This window comes from Nocardioides lianchengensis (assembly GCF_900101465.1).
Taxonomy (GTDB): domain Bacteria; phylum Actinomycetota; class Actinomycetes; order Propionibacteriales; family Nocardioidaceae; genus Nocardioides; species Nocardioides lianchengensis.
The window spans coordinates 98,129-118,209 of the sequence record NZ_FMZM01000003.1; the positions used below are offsets into that span (position 1 = coordinate 98,129).

16 protein-coding genes are annotated in these 20,081 nt (G+C 72.9%); 8 read left to right on the forward strand and 8 right to left on the reverse strand.

Features of this window, described 5'->3' with window-relative positions:
- The first annotated feature begins 17 nt into the window (after positions 1-17).
- The 3 genes from BLT76_RS06380 (at position 18) to BLT76_RS06390 (ending at position 4,454) form a co-directional block, all read left to right on the forward strand.
- On the forward strand, positions 18-1,880 hold the full coding sequence (locus BLT76_RS06380) for an ATP-binding protein (RefSeq protein ID WP_090852515.1): 1,863 nt from the start codon (positions 18-20) through the stop codon (positions 1,878-1,880).
- Positions 1,881-1,953: 73 nt separating this feature from the next.
- Complete coding sequence (locus BLT76_RS06385) at positions 1,954-3,927, forward strand: eCIS core domain-containing protein (RefSeq protein ID WP_090852518.1); 1,974 nt, start codon at positions 1,954-1,956, stop codon at positions 3,925-3,927.
- Positions 3,924-4,454 carry a type III secretion system chaperone family protein gene (locus BLT76_RS06390; protein WP_090852521.1) on the forward strand — a complete coding sequence of 177 codons (531 nt, stop codon included), beginning with the start codon at positions 3,924-3,926 and terminating at the stop codon, positions 4,452-4,454. Before BLT76_RS06385 ends, BLT76_RS06390 begins: the two co-directional genes overlap by 4 nt.
- 59 nt (positions 4,455-4,513) lie before the next feature.
- On the opposite strand, the gene BLT76_RS06395 is transcribed toward BLT76_RS06390, so the two are convergent.
- From BLT76_RS06395 to BLT76_RS06415, 5 genes are all read right to left on the reverse strand, one after another.
- Complete coding sequence (locus tag BLT76_RS06395; RefSeq protein WP_090852524.1) at positions 4,514-5,893, reverse strand: M16 family metallopeptidase; 1,380 nt, start codon at positions 5,891-5,893, stop codon at positions 4,514-4,516.
- 7 nt (positions 5,894-5,900) lie between these two features.
- Entirely contained in the window at positions 5,901-8,147 is a 2,247-nt protein-coding gene (locus tag BLT76_RS06400; protein WP_090852527.1) for a polyribonucleotide nucleotidyltransferase, read from the reverse strand.
- 243 nt (positions 8,148-8,390) lie between these two features.
- Entirely contained in the window at positions 8,391-8,666 is a 276-nt protein-coding gene (gene rpsO / locus BLT76_RS06405) for a 30S ribosomal protein S15 (RefSeq protein WP_090852529.1), read from the reverse strand.
- Positions 8,667-8,878: 212 nt separating this feature from the next.
- The gene (locus BLT76_RS06410) at positions 8,879-9,139 is read right to left on the reverse strand and encodes a DUF6458 family protein (RefSeq protein WP_090852533.1); all 261 of its coding nucleotides are present in this window, start codon (positions 9,137-9,139) and stop codon (positions 8,879-8,881) included.
- Positions 9,140-9,191: 52 nt separating this feature from the next.
- The gene (locus BLT76_RS06415; RefSeq protein ID WP_090852536.1) at positions 9,192-11,357 is read right to left on the reverse strand and encodes an MMPL family transporter; all 2,166 of its coding nucleotides are present in this window, start codon (positions 11,355-11,357) and stop codon (positions 9,192-9,194) included.
- 108 nt (positions 11,358-11,465) lie between these two features.
- On the opposite strand from BLT76_RS06415, the gene BLT76_RS06420 reads away from it, so the two are divergent.
- Positions 11,466-12,641, forward strand: coding sequence for a sensor histidine kinase (locus BLT76_RS06420; RefSeq protein ID WP_211752756.1), 1,176 nt, complete (start codon positions 11,466-11,468; stop codon positions 12,639-12,641).
- Positions 12,593-13,234 (forward strand): response regulator transcription factor, encoded by a 642-nt coding sequence (locus BLT76_RS06425; protein ID WP_090852541.1) that lies wholly within the window; start codon positions 12,593-12,595, stop codon positions 13,232-13,234. Before BLT76_RS06420 ends, BLT76_RS06425 begins: the two co-directional genes overlap by 49 nt.
- 26 nt (positions 13,235-13,260) lie before the next feature.
- Here the strand turns inward: BLT76_RS06425 and BLT76_RS06430 are convergent, their stop codons facing one another.
- From BLT76_RS06430 to ptsP, 3 genes are all read right to left on the reverse strand, one after another.
- Positions 13,261-14,055, reverse strand: coding sequence for an HAAS signaling domain-containing protein (locus BLT76_RS06430; RefSeq protein ID WP_090852544.1), 795 nt, complete (start codon positions 14,053-14,055; stop codon positions 13,261-13,263).
- A complete protein-coding gene (locus BLT76_RS06435; protein WP_090852547.1) occupies positions 14,052-14,387 on the reverse strand; it encodes a PadR family transcriptional regulator in 336 nt (111 codons plus the stop codon). Before BLT76_RS06435 ends, BLT76_RS06430 begins: the two co-directional genes overlap by 4 nt.
- 80 nt (positions 14,388-14,467) lie before the next feature.
- Positions 14,468-16,162 (reverse strand): phosphoenolpyruvate--protein phosphotransferase, encoded by a 1,695-nt coding sequence (gene ptsP / locus BLT76_RS06440; RefSeq protein WP_090852551.1) that lies wholly within the window; start codon positions 16,160-16,162, stop codon positions 14,468-14,470.
- Positions 16,163-16,260: 98 nt separating this feature from the next.
- Between ptsP and BLT76_RS06445 the strand changes: the two genes are divergently transcribed.
- Genes BLT76_RS06445 through BLT76_RS06455 form a run of 3 tightly spaced genes read left to right on the forward strand, consistent with a single transcriptional unit; the run spans position 16,261 to position 20,063 of the window.
- On the forward strand, positions 16,261-17,028 hold the full coding sequence (locus BLT76_RS06445; protein ID WP_090852554.1) for a DeoR/GlpR family DNA-binding transcription regulator: 768 nt from the start codon (positions 16,261-16,263) through the stop codon (positions 17,026-17,028).
- The gene (locus tag BLT76_RS06450; RefSeq protein ID WP_090852557.1) at positions 17,025-17,984 is read left to right on the forward strand and encodes a 1-phosphofructokinase family hexose kinase; all 960 of its coding nucleotides are present in this window, start codon (positions 17,025-17,027) and stop codon (positions 17,982-17,984) included. Before BLT76_RS06445 ends, BLT76_RS06450 begins: the two co-directional genes overlap by 4 nt.
- Positions 17,985-20,063, forward strand: coding sequence for a PTS fructose transporter subunit IIABC (locus BLT76_RS06455; RefSeq protein WP_090852560.1), 2,079 nt, complete (start codon positions 17,985-17,987; stop codon positions 20,061-20,063).
- Positions 20,064-20,081 lie beyond the last annotated feature (18 nt).

A 20,081-nucleotide genomic window follows, 5' to 3' on the forward strand; every position in this document is an offset into this window, starting at 1 on the left:
CGTGCGATCCTGACCCCGTGGAGACCCTGGCCGCCCGGCTCACGAACGCCGTCGAGCGACGGGCCGAGTCCGGCTGGGACCAGGCCGCGACCGCCCGGGCGGCGCTGGCCGCGATCACCGTCGACGGCAGCGACCCCGACCTGGACGCCGCCCTCAAGACCGTCCGCCACCAGTTCGGCCTGAGCGACCCCGACGCCGCCCTCCTGGAGGTCGCGGCCACCGCCGAGCAGAGCGTCAGCGGCCACCTGGTCCTCGGGCTGCTGGCCGGCGACGGCCACCCCGGCCGGCCGACGGTCGCCGTCGCGCTCGAACTGGCCGGGCTGCCCGCCGACGCGCGCTCCGCGCGCGCCCACTTCGGCGAGCGCTCGCCCCTGGTCCGCTTCGGCCTGGCCACGGTCGCCGGCACCGACGTCCTGCTCAGCCGACGGGTCGTCGTCACGGAGCGGGTCTCCGCCTTCCTCGCGGGCGACGACCTGCCGGCCCGGTCGGTGCTCGGTCTCCTGCTCGACGGCGTGCCGGTGGCGGTCGAGGGCACCGACCTGCTGGTCTCGGCGCTGCAGGCCGGCCAGCGCCTGGTCTGGGTGCACGCGCCCGGCGGCGGCGCCGGCGCCGCGATGGCCACCGCCGCCTGCCACCAGCTCGGCGTGTCGTGCCTGATCGCCGACCTCGGCCGCCTCGACCCGTCCGCCTCGGTCCAGGACGCCGTCCTCGACCTGCTCGTGGAGTGCGGGCTCTCCGGCACCGTGCTGGTGCTGGTCGGCGCCGAGAAGGCCCGGGCCGACGCCTACACGCGCTCGGTCGTCCCGGTGGTGGCGGTCAGCACCGAGCCCTGGGACCCGGCCTGGCCGGCCGACCTGCCGCTGACCGTGCCCGCGCCGCGCCTGTCGGTCGCCGAGCGGCAGGCGGTCTGGGAGCCGATGCTCGGCGGGTTGTCGGCGAGCCGCGAGATCACGGGCATGCCGCTCTCCCCCGAGCAGATCGTCGCCGTCGGCCGGCACGCCGCGACCACCGCGACCCTGCACGGTGAGGACGGCGTCTCCGCCGAGCGGGTGCGGCACTCCGCCCGCGAGCTGAGCCGCGGCCGGTCCGTGCGCGCCAACGCCGGGTCCTCGGTCGGCCTGAACGACCTCGTGCTCCCGCCGGCCGCCCTCGGCGAGGTGACCCGGATGCTCGACTGGGCCCGCTTCCGCGACGAGGTCGTGGCGATGGGTCCGCTGCACGGCAAGGGCGGCAAGGGCATCGGCATCTGCGCCCTGTTCTCCGGCCCGCCCGGCACCGGCAAGACCCTCGCGGCCCACGTCGTGGCCGACTCGCTCGGCATGGACCTCTACCAGGTCGACCTCTCCACGATCGTCGACAAGTACATCGGCGAGACCGAGAAGAACCTGGAGAAGGTCTTCGCCGAGGCCGAGGCCACCAACGCCGTGCTCTTCTTCGACGAGGCGGACGCGCTCTTCGGGTCCCGTTCCGAGGTCAAGGACGCCAAGGACCGCTACGCCAACCAGGAGATCGCCTACCTCCTGCAGCGGATGGAGCAGTTCGACGGCATCACCGTGCTGGCCAGCAACCTGCGGGGCAACCTCGACCCCGCGTTCGCCCGGCGGCTGCACTTCATGGTCGCCTTCCCGGACCCCGACCAGCCCACCCGGCACCGGCTGTGGACCCACCACCTCGCCGACGTCCCGGTCGACGCCGACGACCCGGTCGACGTCGAGTGGCTCAGCAACTCGGTCGAGCTGGCCGGCGGCGACATCCGCAACATGGTCCTCGCGGCCGTCTACGCCGCGGTCGCCGAGGGCGGCGCGGTCGGCATGCGGCACGTCTACGACGCCGTACGACGCGAGCACATCAAGCTCGGACGGCGCCCTCCCGTTCGCTGAGACCGGCGAACGCCGTCGGCAAAAGGTCGGCGGTTCGCCGGACGTACGGGTCCGCAGGGTCCAGACTTCATCCATGAGCACGGAGCGCGATCACGTCGCGCAGCCCGCCCCCGCCCCGACCGTCCAGCGCGCGGCGGCCGAGGTCGCGACCCCTGCGGCGCCCGTCCCGCTGCCCGCGGCCGGACCGGCCATCGGCAGCCTGGTCGTGGGCCACGCCGAGGACCGTGCTGAGGCCGACGCCGACAAGATGGCCGACGTCGCCCTCTCCCGCCTGCGGCGCCTCGAGATCGGTGGCGCGCCTGCTGACTCCGCTCCTGACGTCCACCAGCACGGTCCCGGCTGCGATCACCTGCGTCGCTCCCCCGCCCCCAGCGGCAGCCCGGTCGTCGGCTACGAGGGCGGTGCCCTCGACTCCGGCACCAGCTCGGCCATCGAGAGCCGCCGGGGATCCGGCAAGCCGCTCGACGCCGAGGTGCGGCGCCGGATGGAGGGCGCTTTCGGCGCCAGCTTCTCGGGCGTTCGCATCCACGCCGACGACTCCGCCGCCAAGCTGAACACCGCCGTCTCCGCCCGCGCGTTCACCACCGGCAAGGACGTCTTCTTCGGCAAGGGCCAGTACGCGCCCGGCACCGCCTCGGGCGACAAGGTGCTCGCCCACGAGCTGGCCCACACGCTGCAGCCGTCCGGTGGCGCGCAGCGGTTGGTCTCGGAGCGCTCGCGCGCCGCCGTCTCCCGCGGAGTCGCGGTCTCGGACCAGATCCGGCGGGTCAACTGGAAGTTCTGGAAGAAGACCCCCGAGGAGCAGGCGGCCGCCGACCAGAAGAAGCAGGACGCGGCGGACAAGAAGGCGAACACGGCCTACTCCGGGCCCTCCGGCGCCGTTCCCTCGCTCGGCAAGGAGGTCGGCAAGGGCGTGGCCGGCGTCGGCCTCGTCGCGGGGGCCACGGTGGCCAGCATGGTGACCGGCCAGGCCGCGCTGAGCGGCCTGAGCGGCCAGACCAGCGGCGGCCTGGTGAGCGGCGACTCCGGTGTCGTCGGCAGCCTGTCCGGTAGCACCCTGCGCGACGAGGGCCAGGAGTTCGGCGACCAGGGCGCCACGGCTCTCGGCAACCGCAAGGGCAAGTCCCAGGGCATGAGCGGCGCGCTCGGCGCCGCGGGTGCCGCCAAGGCGGGCGTCGAGACGGCGTACGTCGTCAGCGCGGCCGGCGGCAGCTCCGCAGCCAAGCTCGGCATGAAGGGCGCGCTCGAGCTCGGCAAGGGTGCGGGCGACGCCGCCCTGCGCGGCGCCGCCGGCGGCCTCGGCATCGCCACCGGCGCGGTGACGACACTCCAGGGGCTCTGGAAGGGCTACAAGGCGGGCAAGAAGCTCTGGGCGCTCACCCGTGGCAAGGGCCGCAGGATGCTCTCCGGGCAGGGCCCGTTGTGGAAGCAGGCGATCGTCAAGGCGCAGCGCTACAAGCTGGCGATCGCGGCCGCCAAGACGGCCCTGGGCGTGCTCGGCATCGCCGCGGGCGCGCTCGTCCTGGCCAGCAACCCGGTCGGGTGGGGCATCGGTCTCGCCGCGGCCATCGTCGGCGGCGGGATGGCGATCGCCAAGATCGTCGGCAAGGTCAAGGACGCCAAGAAGCGGGCTCAGATCTCCGAGGACATCAAGGCCGGCAAACCGCTCGAGAGCGCGGTGCTGCCCGAGATCCCGAAGAAGGAGCTGCCTGGCGCTGCCGCACCGACCGTGCGCGAGAAGTCCCGCAAGGAGGCGATCGAGCACGCCAACACGGTCGCCCGGGAGGCCTCCGACCTGGGCGCGCTGGCGGGCACCATGCGACACGCGCTGGCGGCCGGCGGCGACTGGGCGATCGTCCCGGCTGCGGCCGAGCTCGACGAGGAGCACGGCGTCCCGATCGAGCAGACCCTCGCCACCGACGGGCAGCAGCAGATGCACGACAGCTTCATGCTCCTCGCCTCCATCGGCGTGAAGGCCGAGGAGGCGCTCTCCGACTCCGGGCAGGACCTGATCGAGAAGAAGATCTCGCTGGTCGAGGCCCTGTGACGGAGCAGGATCCCGCCCACCGGCTGTTGGGCCTGCTCGCCGACGAGCTCCACGCCGCCGACATTCCCGGCTGGGTGCTTCCCCCCGTCGGTGACGCGCCCGCCCAGCTGGTGGTGCCCATCGGCGACGGCGACGCGCCCGAGGAGCCGACCGTCCTCGTCTGCTTCCTGCCCGGGCACGACGACCCGGCCGTGCTGCAGTACATGACCGTGCTCGACCACGACGTTCCCCTGGCCGCCGTGCCGACCGTGGCCCGGCTGCTGCACCTGCTCAACACCAACCTGGTGGTGACGGGATTCGAGGTGGGTGAGACCTTCTCCTCCGTCGTCTTCCGCCACAACCAGGCGGTCTCGGTCGACCCGCTCGACCCGGCCGTCGTCGCCTGGACGCTGACCATGGTCGCTCACGCAGTCGTGCACTACGACGCGCTGGTCGCCGCGGCCTGCGCCGGCACCGAGATGGCGGAGCTGTCCCGGTCCTTCGCTGGGATCCAAGCCGCGATCTTCGCGCCCGACGCGCCGGAGTAGAGCGCCGGGCGAGGGGCGGCGAGACACCGGCAGCGTCGGGTCCCGCGGCGCCCGCCGTACTAGGCCGGACCGACCACCGCGAGGATCTCGCGCTGGCCGAAGATCTCGGCCGCGATGGCCCGCACGTCCTCGACGGTGACGGCGTCGATGCGGGCCATCACCTCGTCGATGCTGAGCAGCTCGTCGTAGACCAGCTCGGCCTTGCCGATCCGCGACATCCGGGAGCCGGAGTCCTCGAGGCCGAGGACCAGGCCGCCGCGGAGCTGGCCCTTGCCGCGGGACAGCTCCTCGGCGGAGATGCCCTCCTCGGCGACCTTGGCCAGCTCGGCCCGGACCACCGAGAGCACGTCGTCGAGCTTGCTCGGCAAGCAGCCCACCGAGACCCCGACCAGACCGGAGTCGGCGTGGTGGCTGGCGAAGGAGAAGACCGAGTAGGCCAGGCCCCGCCGCTCGCGCACCTCCTGGAACAGGCGGCTCGACGTACCGCCGCCGAGGGCGGTGTTGAGCACGCCCAGCGCGAAGCGCCGGTCGTCGTTGCGAGGCAGGCCCTTCATCCCGAGGACCACGTTGACCTGCTCGAACGGACGGGTCGCCTCGACGGTGCCCGGGTGCACGCGCAGCGCCTTGCCGGAGCCGCGGGGAGCCACCGGGGCCTCGTCGCCGCTGAGGAAGTCGCGACGGGCGAAGGAGCGCTTGACCTGGCGCACCAGGGCGGCGTGATCGACGTTGCCGGCGACCGCGACGACCATGTTGGCCGGCCGGTAGTGCTTGCGGTAGAAGCGGAGGATCTGCTGGCGGGTCAGCGCGCCGATCGAGTCGACGGTGCCGCCGATGTCGCGCCCCAGGGGCGACGTCGCGCCCCAGGCCTGCGCGGCGAAGAGGTTGTGCACCACGTCGTCGGGGTCGTCGTCGTGCATCGCGAGCTCGTCGAGGATGACGTCGCGCTCGGCCTCGACGTCCTCGTCGGTGATCTCGGAGCTGGTGATCATGTCGCCGAGCACGTCGACGGCCAGCGGCAGGTCCTCGTCGAGGACCCGCGCGTGGAAGACGGTGTACTCCTTGGCGGTGAAGGCGTTGAACTCGCCGCCGACCGCGTCGAGCGCGATCGAGATGTCGAGCGCGGAGCGCTCCGCCGTGCCCTTGAAGAGCAGGTGCTCCAGGAAGTGCGAGCAGCCGTGCAGGGTCGCACTCTCGTCGCGCGAGCCGACGCCGACCCAGACCCCGATCGCGGCCGAGCGGGCACCGGCGAGGTGCTCGCTGATGACCCGCAGCCCGCCGGGCAGGACGGTACGACGCACCAGCGACGTCACCTGGCCGTCGGCGTCGCGGACGGTCTGCAGGGTCTTCGTCGAGCCGGTCCTGCGGGGCGACTTCTGGGGAGAACGGGCCGACCGGCCAGCAGTTGCCTGCTGGCCGGTCGGCTCGGTGCGGGGTGCCACGTGGAGGTCAGGCCTCCTCGGAGGCAGCCTCGGTCGCTTCAGCGGCCTCGGTCTCCTCGACGACCGGGACCAGCGACAGCTTGCCGCGGTCGTCGATCTCGCCGATCTGGACCTGGATCTTCTGGCCCACGGAGAGGACGTCCTCCACCGCGTCGACGCGCTTGCCGCCGGCGAGCGGGCGCAGCTTGCTGATGTGCAGCAGGCCGTCCTTGCCGGGCATCAGCGAGACGAACGCACCGAAGTTCGTCGTCTTCACGACGGTGCCGAGGTAGCGCTCGCCGACCTCGGGCATCGTCGGGTTGGCGATCGCGTTGATCGCCGAGCGGGCGGCGTCGGCGGACTCGCCGTTGGTGGCACCGATGTAGATGGTGCCGTCGTCCTCGATCGAGATCGACGCGCCCGTGTCGTCCTGGATCTGGTTGATCACCTTGCCCTTCGGGCCGATGACCTCGCCGATCTTGTCGACGGGGATCTTCACGGTGATGATGCGCGGCGCGGTGGCCGCCATCTCCTCGGGCTCGTCGATGGCCTCGGCCATGACGTCGAGGATCGCCAGGCGGGCGTCCTTGGCCTGGTTCAGCGCGGCGCCCAGGACCTCGGCGGGGATGCCGTCGAGCTTGGTGTCGAGCTGCAGCGCGGTGACGAACTGGCGCGTGCCGGCGACCTTGAAGTCCATGTCGCCGAAGGCGTCCTCGGCTCCGAGGATGTCGGTCAGCGCGACGTACGACGTCTGGCCGTCGACCTCACCGGAGATGAGGCCCATCGCGATGCCCGCGACCGGCGCCTTCAGCGGCACGCCGGCCTGCAGCAGCGACATGGTCGAGGCGCAGACCGAGCCCATCGAGGTCGAGCCGTTGGAGCCCATGGCCTCGGAGAGCTGGCGGATCGCGTAGGGGAACTCCTCGCGGGTGGGCAGCACGGGGAGCAGCGCCCGGCGCGCCAGGGCGCCGTGGCCGACCTCGCGACGCTTCGGGGAGCCGACGCGGCCGGTCTCGCCGGTGGAGAACGGCGGGAAGACGTACTTGTGCATGTAGCGGCGGTGCTTCTCCGGGGACAGCGTGTCGAGCTGCTGCTCCAGCTTCAGCATGTCGAGGGTGGTGACACCCAGGATCTGAGTCTCGCCGCGCTCGAACAGCGCCGAGCCGTGCACCCGCGGGATCACGTCGACCTCGGCGTGCAGCGGGCGGATGTCGGCCAGCCCGCGACCGTCGATGCGGACCTTGTCGCGCAGCACCTGGCTGCGGATGGCCTGCTTGGTGACGGCCTTGTAGGCGGCGCCGACCTCCTTCTCGCGACCCTCGAACTTGTCGGCGAGCTGCTCCAGCAGGGAGACCTTGATGCGGTCGCCCTCGTCCTCGCGCTCCTGCTTCGACAGCACCCGCTCGCGGTCGCCGCCGACGCTGTAGAGGCCGGTCACCGCGTCGCCGACGGCGGCCTGGACGGCCTCGAAGACGTCGTCTTCGAAGTCGAGGAAGATCGGGAACTCCTGGATCGGCTTCGCCGCGACGTTGGCGAGCTCCTGCTGCGCCTCGACGAGCTGCTTGATGAAGGGCTTGGCGGCGTCGAGGCCACCGGCCACGACCTCCTCGGTCGGCGCGGTGGCGCCGCCGGCGATCAGCTCGATGGTCTGCTCGGTGGCCTCGGCCTCGACCATCATGATCGCGACGTCACCGGTCTCGGTGACCCGGCCCGCGACGACCATGTCGAACACGGCGTCCTCGAGCTGGCTGTGGGTCGGGAACGCGACCCACTGGCCCTTGATGAGCGCGACGCGGACGCCGCCGACCGGGCCGGAGAACGGCAGGCCGGAGAGCTGCGTCGACATCGACGCGGCGTTGATCGCGAGGACGTCGTACGGCGCGTCGGGGTTGAGCGCCAGCACGGTGATGACGACCTGCACCTCGTTGCGCAGACCCTTCTTGAAGGTCGGGCGCAGCGGGCGGTCGATGAGGCGGCAGGTGAGGATGGCGTCCTCGCCCGGACGACCCTCGGAACGGAAGAACGAGCCGGGGATCTTGCCCGCGGCGTACATCCGCTCCTCGACGTCGATCGTCAGGGGGAAGAAGTCGAAGTGGTCCTTCGGGTGCTTGCCGGCGGTGGTCGCCGACAGCAGCATCGTGTCGTCGTCGAGGTAGGCGGTCACGGAACCGGCCGCCTGGCGGGCCAGCAGGCCCGTCTCGAACTTGACAGTGCGGGTGCCGAAGGTGCCGTTGTCGAGAACAGTCTCGACGGCGTGGATGACGGGATCGGTCAAGGATTCGTCCTTGTCTTGCTCGCGGAGCGAACCACTGCGTCCCGCGTGAGGCGAGGCCGGTCTTCGATCGAGGCCCGCAGCACGGAGCCGACGTCGTCGGCGTCCTGAGAGCCACTACCGAGGACCGAGCCAGAACGGGCGGGTCGCTCCTGTGGTGGGGTGTTCAGTTGGAATCTAGCGCAGCGCAGGGGCAGCGCTGTGAAAAGCGTGAAGGGCCCACCGGGGTGAGCCCTTCACGGGGTGTCAGCGGCGCAGGCCGAGACGCTCGACGATCGAGCGGTAGCGCGCGATCTCGGTCTTCTGCAGGTAGTTCAACAGCCGGCGGCGCTGGCCGACGAGCAGCAGCAGACCACGACGGCTGTGGTGGTCGTGCTTGTGGGTCTTCAGGTGCTCGGTCAGGTGGCTGATCCGGTGGCTGAGCAGCGCGATCTGCACCTCGGGCGAACCGGTGTCGCCCTCGGTCGTCGCGTACTCGGCGATGATCTTCTTCTTGGTCTCCGCGTCGGTGCCGATAGACATGCGGGGGCTCCCTCTCTGGTTCGCTGCGCGGCGCGCCGGGGCCTGTTCACCCGGGCACTCTGGATCCGCGGCCGTTGTACGGCGATGGTCGTGACGTGCGGTCGTCCGTGACGGACAACCGATCAAGGCTATCGCGAGGCCGGACAGGGCCCAAATGCAGACCTGCCGCCCTCCCTCGCGGGACCGGCGGCAGGCCGTGGTGGTGCGGCAGGTCAGATCGGGGCGCCGGGGTCGGCGTGCGTGCTGCGGCGCTCCTGGACGGTCTGCGAGCCGTCCGCGTGGGTCGTGGTGGCGACCGTGCCGGTACGACGGCTGCTGGCGCTGGTGGCGGCCGTGATCACGAGTGCGAGCACCCCGACCCCGGCCAGGATGTAGCCGGCGGTGGTGAGGTCGACGCCGGAGATGGAGTCCTGCACCGCGAAGGACAGGATCAAACCGGCGGCCAGGAGGAAGATCCCCAGTCCGTAGCCCATGACAACTCCTTGCTGCTCCGGCCGTCCCCGGTGGACGGTCCACCGGTCCCAGTCACCGTTGTCCGACCTCCGCAAACGCCCGATCGGTCTCGACCACCGGCTCGCCCCGGGGCGGGGTCGGGCGGCTGGGCCACCAGGCCCGCTCCCCCAGCAGCACCAGCGCCGCCGGCAGCAGCACCAGCCGGACCAGGGTCGCGTCGAGCAGGATCGCGGCGGAGAGCCCGACGCCCATCATCTTCATCTCCAGCATCGACAGGGTCGCGAAGATGGCGAACACCGAGACCATCACCGCGGCGGCGCTGGTCACGACCCCGGCGGTGTCGGCCACGCCGCGCTGGACCGCGACCCGGGTCGGCAGGCCCTGGTCGACGTACTCGCGGACCCGGCTGACGACGAAGACGTGGTAGTCCATCGACAGGCCGACCAACACGACCAGCACGAACAACGGCAGCCAGTCGATCACGAAGCCGGAGCTCTCGAAGCCCAGCAGGGACTCGAACCAGCCGTGCTGGAAGACCAGCGTCATCAGCCCGAAGGCCACGCCGACCGAGCCGAGGTTCAGGGCCGTCGAGACGAGGGCGACCGGCAGGCTGCGGAAGGTCGTGGCCATGATGATCAGGGTCAGCAGCAGGACGAAGCCGATCACCAGCGGCAGCCGCTCCTGCAGCCGCTCCACGAAGTCCAGCGACTCGGCAGCGCCGCCGCCGACGACCGCCTCCGCACCCGGTACGTCGACCGCGGCCGGCACCAGGTCGGTCCGCAGGTCGCGGAGCGCCTCGTCGACCCGCTCGTCGGACTCCGCGAACGGCATGGCCAGCTCCAGGACCGACGTACGCCCGTCGTCGGAGACCTCCACGTCGGAGCCGCTCGCGACGAACGCCCCGGTCGCGACCGCGTCGTCCGCCAACTGCTCCAGGGCCGCACGGACGTCGTCCGCGTCGTCGGCCCCGGCCCGGACGACGACCTCGGCGGTGGTGCCCTCGGACGGGAAGGCGGCCGTCACGTCGCGCATCGTCTGCACCTCGGGGATCGAGGCGGGCAGCGTCTCCAGGTTGGCCTGGTGGGTCTTCATCCCGAGGGCCGGTACGGCGAGCGCCACGACGACCGTGCCCGCCAACGCGAGGGCCGCCACCGGGTGGGCCACGACCGGGCCGAGCAGGCGACGGCTGATGCCGCCGCGGCCGATCCGCGCGTTCAGCCGCCACAGCAGCGGGACGCGGGGGCGGTCGACCCGGTGACCGAGGCCGCCGAGCAGGGCGGGCAGCACGGTGATCGAGCCGAGCACGGCGATCGCGACCACCAGGATCGAGCCGACGGCCAGCGAGTTGAAGGTGCTGTCACCGACCAGGAACAGCCCGGCCATCGCGGCGATCACGGCGCCCCCGGAGACCAGGATCGAGTGGCCGGAGGTCTGGGCGGCGATCTCGACCGCGTCGATCGTGCTCCGGCCCTTCGCGCGCTCCTCGCGCTCGCGCTTGAGGTAGAACAGCGAGTAGTCGACACCGACGGCCATCCCGATCAGCACGATCATGCTCGCGACGGTGTCGTCGAACGGGACCAGGTGTGAGAGCGGGGCGCTGATGCCGATGGTCGCGGCGACGCTGGTCGCGGCCAGCAGGACCGGGAGCCCGGCGGCGACCAGGGCCCCGAAGGCCACCAGCATCAGGACCAGGGTGATCGGCAGGCTGATCAGCTCGGCCGAGCCCAGGTCCTCGGCGACCCGCTCGTCGATGGCGGCGTCGAGGGTGAGGTCGCCGGACTGGCGAATCCGCAGATCCGGGTGCTCGGCGGCGACCCGGTCGGTCACCGCGACCAGCGGGTCCGCGTCGTCGCCGTGGTCGAGCGCGAGCCGGACGGCCAGCAGCAACGCCGTACGGTCCGGGCTCCACTGGGGCTCCGCGACGCCGGCCACGTCGTCGAGACCGGCCAGGCCGTCGGTGAGCTCGGCGGCCGCGGCGGTCATCGCCGCGGCGTCCTGGCCGGTGACCAGCACCAGCTCGGAGTCGGGGTCGTCGAGGCCGGCCTGCTCGACCAGCTGGTCGGCGCGGCCGGACTCGCCGAGCCGGTAGTCGGCGTCGGACGCCTCGTGGGTCGGGACCATCATGGCGAGGCCGACGGCCACCGCGACCAGGGCGAGCCAGCCGAGGACGGCGCGCCAGGGGTGGGCCGCGCTCCAGCGGGCGGCCCGGATGGGGACGGAGGTGAGGGGGTTCGTCATGGCTCCAGCCTCGTGACCCGCGACCCCCGCGGCAGGGGCGTGCGGACCCCGACCGGAGGTGGTGCCAGCACCACCGCGCGGACGTCGTACGTCGGCGAGGATGTGGGGGTGAGTGACGCCGCCGCCCCTGCCCCCGCACCCGCCCCACCGGGGCGGCTGCTGATGACCGGGTACGCCGGCCTGCAGGTGCTGCTGCTCGTGCCCGCCGTGCTGCTGTTCGTGCTCTGGGTCGTCGGCGGGGTGCTGATGGTCGTCTGGGTCGGCGCGCTGCTGCTGGCCGTGGCCGTGCCGGGCACCCGGGCGCTCGCCAACCTGCACCGCCGGATGGCGTCGCGGGTGCTGGGCCACCCGCTGCCCGCGCCGTACGCGCCGCTGGCGGGGCTCTCCCCGATCGCCCGGCTGCGGGCGGTGGCCCTGGACCCGATGACCTGGCGCGACCTGGGCTGGCTCGTCGTGACCTCGACGGTGGGCTTCGCGCTGTCGCTGCTCGTGGTGCTGCTGCTCGTCTGCGTCGTCACCTGGTGGGTGTGGTGGTACGCCTCGGCGCCGCTGATGCGGCTGCGCAGCGCCATCGACCGCACCCTGCTCTCCCCCGGCACCACCGAGCGGCTCTCGCAGCGGGTGCAGCAGCTGACGGAGACCCGGGCCGACCTGGTCGACCACTCCGCCGCCGAGCTGCGGCGCCTCGAGCGCGACCTGCACGACGGCGCGCAGGCCCGGCTGGTCGCGCTGTCGATGAGCCTCGGCATGGCCGACTCGATGTTCGCCTCCGACCCCGAGAAGGCGCGCCGGATGGTGAGCGACGCACGCGAGACCACCACGGCCGCGCTGGGCGAGCTGCGCTCCGTCGTACGAGGGATCCACCCGCCGGTGCTCGCCGACCGCGGCCTGGCCGGCGCGGTCGAGGCGCTCGCGCTCGACATGGCCGTGCCCGTCGACGTGACGGCCGCGCTGCCCGGCCGCCCGCCCGCGCCGGTGGAGTCCGCGGTCTACTTCGCGATCGCCGAGTGCCTGGCCAACATCGGCAAGCACGCGGCGGCGCAGCACGCGTGGATCCGGCTCGACCACGCGGCCGGGGTGCTGCGCGCGGAGGTCGGCGACGACGGACGCGGAGGTGCGTCCGCGGAAGCCGGGACCGGGATGCGGGGTGTCATGCGTCGCCTCGGGGCCTTCGACGGCACCATGATGGTCTCCAGCCCGGTCGGCGGGCCCACCATCATCACCCTGGAGGTCCCGTGCGGCTTGTCCTCGCCGAGGACCACGCCCTCCTCCGGGCCGGTCTGACCCAGCTCCTGGAGGCGAACGGCTTCACCATCGTCGCCGCGGTCGACAACGCCGGCGACCTGGAGCAGGCCCTGCGTCGGCCCGACGCCGAGGGCGCCGTGCTCGACGTCCGGATGCCGCCGACGCACACCGACGAGGGCCTGCGGGCGGCGATCGCCGTACGCGCCGAGCGGCCGGCGTTCCCCGTCATGGTCCTCTCGCAGTACGTCGAGCACCTCTACGCCCGCGAGCTGCTGGCCAGCGGCGAGGGCGCCGTCGGCTACCTCCTCAAGGACCGGGTCTCCGACGTCGAGGAGTTCGTCGAGGGCGTACGACGCGTCGGCGCCGGCGGCACCGTCCTCGACCCCGAGGTGGTCGCCACGATCATGGCCCGCCGCCGCGAGGAGCCGATCGACCGGCTCAGCCCGCGCGAGCGCGAGGTGATCGCGCTGATGGCCGAGGGCCGCTCGAACACCGCCATCGCCACCCAGCTCGTCGTCACCGAGAAGGCCGTCGCCAAGCATATCAACAGCATCTTCACCAAGCTCGACCTGCCGCTCGACACCGACGCCCACCGGCGGGTGCGGGCGGTGCTGGCCTGGCTGCGGCTCTGAGGACCCGCTTCGACCCCGTCCCCCGATCAGCAGGCGTCGACGTTCATCGGCAGGGTCCGCTCGCCGGTGGCGTCCCACACGTAGGCGCCCTCGATCACCCGGCCCTGCAGGTCGCGCACCTCCAGCACGCAGGCCTGGCCGCCCTGATAGGTCACGGCGTTGCCGTCGTCGACGGCCACGTCGCCGTAGACCTGCCACCCCCGCTCCTCCGCGACGTGCCAGGCCAGGTTGTCGGCCGCACCCGGGAGGAGACCCACGGCGCTCAGGTTCAGGCCGACCAGCAGCAGCCGGGCCGCCACGGACGTCGTGAGCAGGCGGTCGACCCGCCAGGCCCGCCGACCCAGCTGGACGCTGACGACGACGTACGCGGCCAGGACGACCAGCCAGAGGCCGTCGAGGAAGACGTAGGGGCCACGGAGGTCCTGGGTGACCATCCAGGCCACCCAGGCTCGGGCCACCCACCAGGCGGGCCGGAGCGCGGTGAGGAAGCCGCGCAGGTCGCCGGGCAGCGAGTCCAGCAGCCGGTCCCAGTGAGCGTGGGCCGCGTCGAGCGCCTCCATCGCCGCGGCCGGTAGCGCCCACTCCCGCACCCGACGGACCGCCACCGGCGGGTGGCCGGCACCCGTCCGCAGCTCGCGCGCATAGTCGCCCGGGTCTCCGAGCGCCTCGGCCCCGTGCTCGGCGACCAGCTCCGACAGGTCGGCCTCGAGGCCCGCCGTGAGCTCCTGCCGCTCGTCCGGCGGCAGGTCGGTCATCAGGTCGCGGACCCGCGCAACGAACGCGAGCACCTCCGAGCGGACGTCGGTGCTGTGCTCGCTCATGCGATCGCTCCCTGCGGGTGGTCGAGGAGGGTGGTCACCGACGTCGCGAAGCGTCGCCAGTCCTCGCCCTGCCGCTTCAGCTCGCCGCGGCCGGACGGGGTGATGCCGTAGTACTTGCGGTGCGGGCCGGCCTCCGACGGCACGACGTACGACGTCAGCAGGCCGGCGGCGTAGAGGCGCCGGAGCGTGCCGTAGACCGAGGCGTCCCCGATGTCCTCGAGCCCGCCGCGCCGGAGCCGTCGGACGATGTCGTAGCCGTAGCCGTCCTCGGCGTCGACCACCGCGAGCACCGCGAGGTCGAGCACGCCCTTGAGGAGCTGGGTGCTGTCCATGCGTCGCACACTAGTGCGCAGTACGCACTAGCGTGCGAACGCCACAGTCCGGCGTGTCGCGCACGCCGGGGCGATCGATCTCAGGCCCGGTCGAGCACCTCGAGCACCGCGGCGCGTGCGGCCATCGGGTCGGCCGCGGACAGCGCGGCCTCCGCGGCCTCCTCGCAGACGTCCATGGTCACCGAGGCCAGCCGCGCCCCCACCGGGCGTACGGCGGCCGCGGCCATCGAGAGCGACGTGATGCCCATGCCGACCAGGGCGACGGCCAGCAGCGGGTCGGCTGCCGCCTCGCCGCAGACACCGACCGGCTTGCCGGCCTGCTGGCCCGCGTGGGCGGTGATGGCGATCAGCTGCAGGACGGCCGGCTGCCAGGGGTCGGTGAGGTGAGCCAGGTCGGTGGCCATCCGGTCGGCGGCCATGGCGTACTGGGTCAGGTCGTTGGTGCCGATCGACAGGAAGTCGACCGCCTCCAACATCCGGTGCGCGAGCAGTGCCGCGGACGGCACCTCGACCATCACGCCCGCCTTCAGGCCGCGACTGCGGACCTGGTCGGCGAAGGCCTGCGCCTCGGCGACGGTGGCCACCATCGGGGCCATCACCCAGGTCTCGGTGCCGGTCGACTCGGCCGCGGCGGCGATGCCGTCGAGCTGGCGCTCCAGCAGCTCGGGGTTGTCGAAGGAGAGCCGGAGGCCACGGACGCCGAGGGCCGGGTTCTCCTCGCCCTCGTGCGTGGCGAACGCGACCGGCTTGTCGGAGCCCGCGTCGAGGGTGCGGACCACGACGTACTTGCCGGCGAAGGGACGCAGCACCTCGGCGTAGATCTCGGCCTGCTCCTCGACCGACGGCTCGTCCTTGCGGTTGAGGAAGCACAGCTCGGTGCGGAACAGCCCGACGCCCTCGACCGGCGCCTCGGCCGCGTGCGCCGAGGACTCGCCGTCGGCGACGTTGGCGAGCACCTTCACCCCGGCACCGTCGGCCGTCCGGCCGGGTCCCTCCCAGGCCGCCAGCGCGGCCCGCGTCTCGCGGTCGGCGGCGACCTTGCGCTCCGCCTCCGCCGCGTCCGGGTCGGTCTCGATGGTGCCCGCGGTGCCGTCGACCAGCAGCGGCGTGCCACCGGCCAGCTCCATGGCGCCGCCGACGCCGACCACGCACGGGATGCCGAGCTGGCGGGCGATGATCGCGGTGTGGCTGGTCGGGCCGCCACGCTCGGTCACCAGCGCCAGGACCAGCGCGGGGTCCAGGCCCGCGGTGTCGGAGGGCGCGAGGTCCTCGGCGACCAGCACCGACGGCTCGGACGGGGTCGGGACGCCCGGCTCGGGCTCCCCCACCAGGTGGGCGGTGACCCGGCGCTCGATGTCGCGCAGGTCGGTCACCCGCTCGGCCATCAGCCCGCCCATGCCGGTGAAGATCCCGACGAACTGCTCGACGCCCGCGCGCAGCGAGGCCAGCAGGTCGTCGCCGGTGCGCAGGTGCTTGCGCACCGCGCTGCGCAGTCCCTTGTCCTTGGCCAGCCCGGCACTCGCGGTCAGCACCTCGGCCGCGGCCCCGGACGCCTTCTCGGCCTTGCGCGCGAACCCGTCGGCGACCGCGGCGACGGCGTCGTCGTACGCCGCGAGGGCCGCCTCCTCATCGGTGGGACCGTTCGACGCGTAGGCCTCGACGGCGGCCGGCGACACCTCGGCCCGGGCGAGCAGGGCCGGGCCGAACGCGGCGCCCGGGACGACAGGGGTGCCCGTCAGGACGGCGGACGAAGCAGCGGGAGATCCGGTGACCATGCTCACAAGTAAACGCCCCCGCCGCCTTGACAGTCAACACAAACGGGTCTAAAACAACAGATATAAAGATCGAGGCGTCAGGGAGGAGGTGGCGGGCGATGTACGCCGAAGAACGCCAGCAGGCGATGGCCCAGCTCGTGGCCGAGCACGGACGCCTGTCCGTCAACGTACTCGCCGAGCGGTACGACGTCACCACCGAGACCGTCCGCAGGGATCTGTCCGCCCTGGAGCGGATGGGTCTGGTCCGGCGCGTGCACGGGGGCGCCGTACCGTCCGACAGCCTCGCGGTGATCGAGTCCGGGCTGCTGGAGCGCGACCAGGCGAACACGCCGGAGAAGGAGCGGATCGCCCGGGCCGCGCTCGACCTGCTCCCGCCGGTCGGGGCGACGGTGCTGCTCGACGCCGGCACCACCACCAATCGGCTGGCCAGCCTGCTCCCCCGCGACCACCGGCTGGTGCTCTTCACCCACGCCGTCCCCGTCGCCGCCCGCCTGGCCGGCAACCCGCAGGTCGACCTGCACCTGCTGCCGGGTCGGGTCCGGCTGACCACCCAGGCCGCGGTCGGCGCCGACACGGTCGCCGCCATCTCCCAGCTCCGCGCCGACGTGGTGTTCCTGGGCAGCAACGGCGTGACCGCCGAGCACGGGCTGTCGACGCCCGACCACGACGAGGCCGCCGTCAAGCGCGCCCTGGTCCAGAGCGCGCGGCAGGTCGTCGTCCTGGCCGACTCCAGCAAGGTCGGCGTCGAGTCGCCGATCCGTTTCGCGTCGCTGGCCGAGGTCGACGTGCTGATCACCGACTCGGGGATCGACCCCGCGGACGAGGCGGCCTTCGCCGCCGCCGGAGTGGAGGTCCGAACCGCATGATCATCACCCTCACGCCCAACCCGAGCCACGACCGGACGGTGACGCTCACCGGCGAGCTGGAGCGCGGCGCCGTCCAGCGCGCGGAGTCGGTGCTGTCCCAGGCTGGCGGCAAGGGGGTAAACATCTCGCGCGCCTCGGTGGCCGCCGGGATCCCCTCGATCGCCGTGCTGCCGGCCGCCAAGGACGACCCGTACGTCCTGGAGCTGCTCGCCGCGGGCATCGACTGCCGCCCGGTGCCGAACGACGGCACCCTGCGCGTGAACATCACCATCAGCGAGCCGGACGGCACCACCACCAAGCTCAACAGCCCCGGTCCGACGGTCACGCCCCTGGTGCTCCGCGGACTCGCGGAGTCGCTGCGGCGGCGGGCCGCCTCCGCCGACTGGATCGTGCTCGCCGGCTCGCTGCCGCCCGGCGCCCCCGTCGAGTGGTACGCCGAGCTGGTCGGTGCCCTGCGCGACACCGGCGCCCGGATCGCGGTCGACACCAGCGACGCGCCGCTGCGCGCCCTCGTCGGGCGGCTGGCCGAGGCCCCGCCGCACCTGATGAAGCCGAACGGCGAGGAGCTGGCCTCCTTCACCGGGGGCGACCCCGACCTGCTGGAGTCCGACCCGCTGGCTGCGGCGAAGGCGGCCGCGACCCTGGTCGACCAGGGTGTCGACACGGTGCTCGCCACGCTCGGTGCGCACGGCGCCGTCCTCGTCACGGCGGACGGCGCCTGGCACGCCACGCCCCCGCCGACCGAGGTCGTGAGCACCGTCGGAGCGGGAGACTCCAGCCTCTTCGGGTACCTGCTCGGCGACATCCAGCAGAAGCCACCCGCTCACAGACTCGCACTCGCCGTCGCCTACGGCAGCGCGGCCGCCGGACTTCCCGGCACGACCATCCCGCACCCCACGCAGGTCCGCCCCGAGCTCGTCTCGGTGCGCGACCTGCGCCCCACCCAGGGAGACTGAATGTCCGACCTGATCACCTCGGCCCTGGTCCGCCTCGACGCGGACCTCGGTGCCGACAAGCACGACGTGATCCGGGCTCTCGCCGGTGTCGTCAACGACGCCGGTCGCGCCACCGACGTCGACCAGATCGTGACGGACGCCCTCGCCCGCGAGGAGACCTCGCCGACCGGTCTGCCCGGTGGCATCGCGATCCCCCACTGCCGCACCGCCGGCGTGGACGAGCCCACCCTGGCGTTCGCGCGGTTGAGCCCGCCCGTCGACTTCGGGGCCAAGGACGGCCCCGCCGACCTGGCCTTCCTGATCACGGCCCCGGCCGGGGGCGACGCCACCCACCTGCAGCTGCTGACCAAGCTCGCCCGCGCCCTGGTGAAGCCCGCCTTCACCGACTCGCTGCGCGCCGCCGAGACGCCCGAGGAGGTCGTCGAGCAGATCGAGCTGGTGCTCGGCGCCGCACCGGCCCCGAAGCCCGCAGCCGCACCGGCTGCCGCCGCGCCCGCGGCCGAGAAGCCGGCCGAGGCCGCGCCCGCCGCCCGCCGCTTGGTGGCTGTGACCGCCTGCCCCACCGGCATCGCGCACACCTACATGGCCGCCGAGGCCCTCGAGGCCGCCGCCGCCCGGGCCGGCGTCGAGATCGCCGTCGAGACGCAGGGCTCGGCCGGCGCCAAGCCGCTCGCCCCCGAGACCATCGCCGCCGCCGACGCGGTCATCTTCGCCGTCGACGTGGGCGTCCGCGACCGCGGCCGGTTCGCCGGAAAGCCGCTCGTCTCCTCGGGGGTCAAGCGCCCGATCGACGAGGGCGACGCGATGATCGCCGAGGCCCTCCGGTACGCCGGCGACCCCAACGCCCCGCGCGTCGAGGGGTCCGCCACCGGAGGGGGTGGCGAGTCCAGCGCCTCGTCCGGCGCGGGCGAGAGCTGGGGCGGTCGGACCCGTCGGGTGCTGATGACCGGCGTGTCCTACATGATCCCGTTCGTCGCTGCCGGCGGTCTGCTGATCGCGCTGGGCTTCCTGCTCGGCGGCTACGAGATCGTGGGTCCGTACGGCGACATCGCGGTCAACAACACGCTCTTCGACCTGCCCGACCCGGACGCGCTGGGTCTCGACCACGCACTCTTCGGCTCGGGGCTGATGGCCTACCTGGGCGCCCTGTTCTTCATCATCGGCAAGACCGCCTTCATCTTCTTCATCCCGGCGCTCGCGGGCTACATCGCGTACGCGATCGCCGACCGACCCGGCATCGCGCCCGGTTTCATCGTGGGCGGCCTCGCGGCGAACGTCTTCGCGGTGAACGACGGCAACGGCGGCGACCTCCCGGCCACGGGCTTCCTCGGGGCCATCGTCGGCGGTGTGCTCGCGGGTCTGATCGCCCACTGGATCGCTGGCTGGAAGGTCCCCACCTGGGCTCGCGGGCTGATGCCCGTGCTGGTCATCCCACTGCTCACCTCGATCATCGCCGGCTTGCTGATGATCGTGGTCTTCGGGAAGCCGATCGGCTGGCTGATGGACCAGCTCAACGACGGCCTGAACTCCATGAGCGGCAGCTACGCCGTCCTGCTCGGCATCGTCCTCGGCCTGATGATGGCCTTCGACATGGGCGGCCCGCTCAACAAGGTGGCCTACAGCTTCGCGGCTGCCGGCGTCGGCGGCGCAGCGCTCGCCTCGGACGCCCCCGAGCTGAAGATCATGGCTGCGGTCATGCTCGCCGGCATGGTCCCGCCGATCGCCCTGGCCCTCGCGACCGTCGTCCGCCCGAGCCTGTTCAACGTCCCCGAGCGGGAGAACGGCAAGGCCGGGTGGCTGCTGGGCGCCTCCTTCATCACCGAGGGCGCGATCCCGTTCGCGGCGGCCGACCCGCTGCGCGTCATCCCGGCGATCATGGCCGGCAGCGCCGTCACCGGCGGCCTGTCCATGGCGCTCGACGTCAGCGTCCGCGCCCCGCACGGGGGTATCTTCGTGATCTTCGCGGTCGACGGTGTCCTCGGGTTCTTCGTCGCCCTCATCGCCGGCGTCCTGGTCGGCGCCGCTGCCGTCATCGCCCTGAAGTCGTTCGGCAAGACCACGGCCCCCGCGGCCGCCTGAGCGTCCTACCCAACCCGA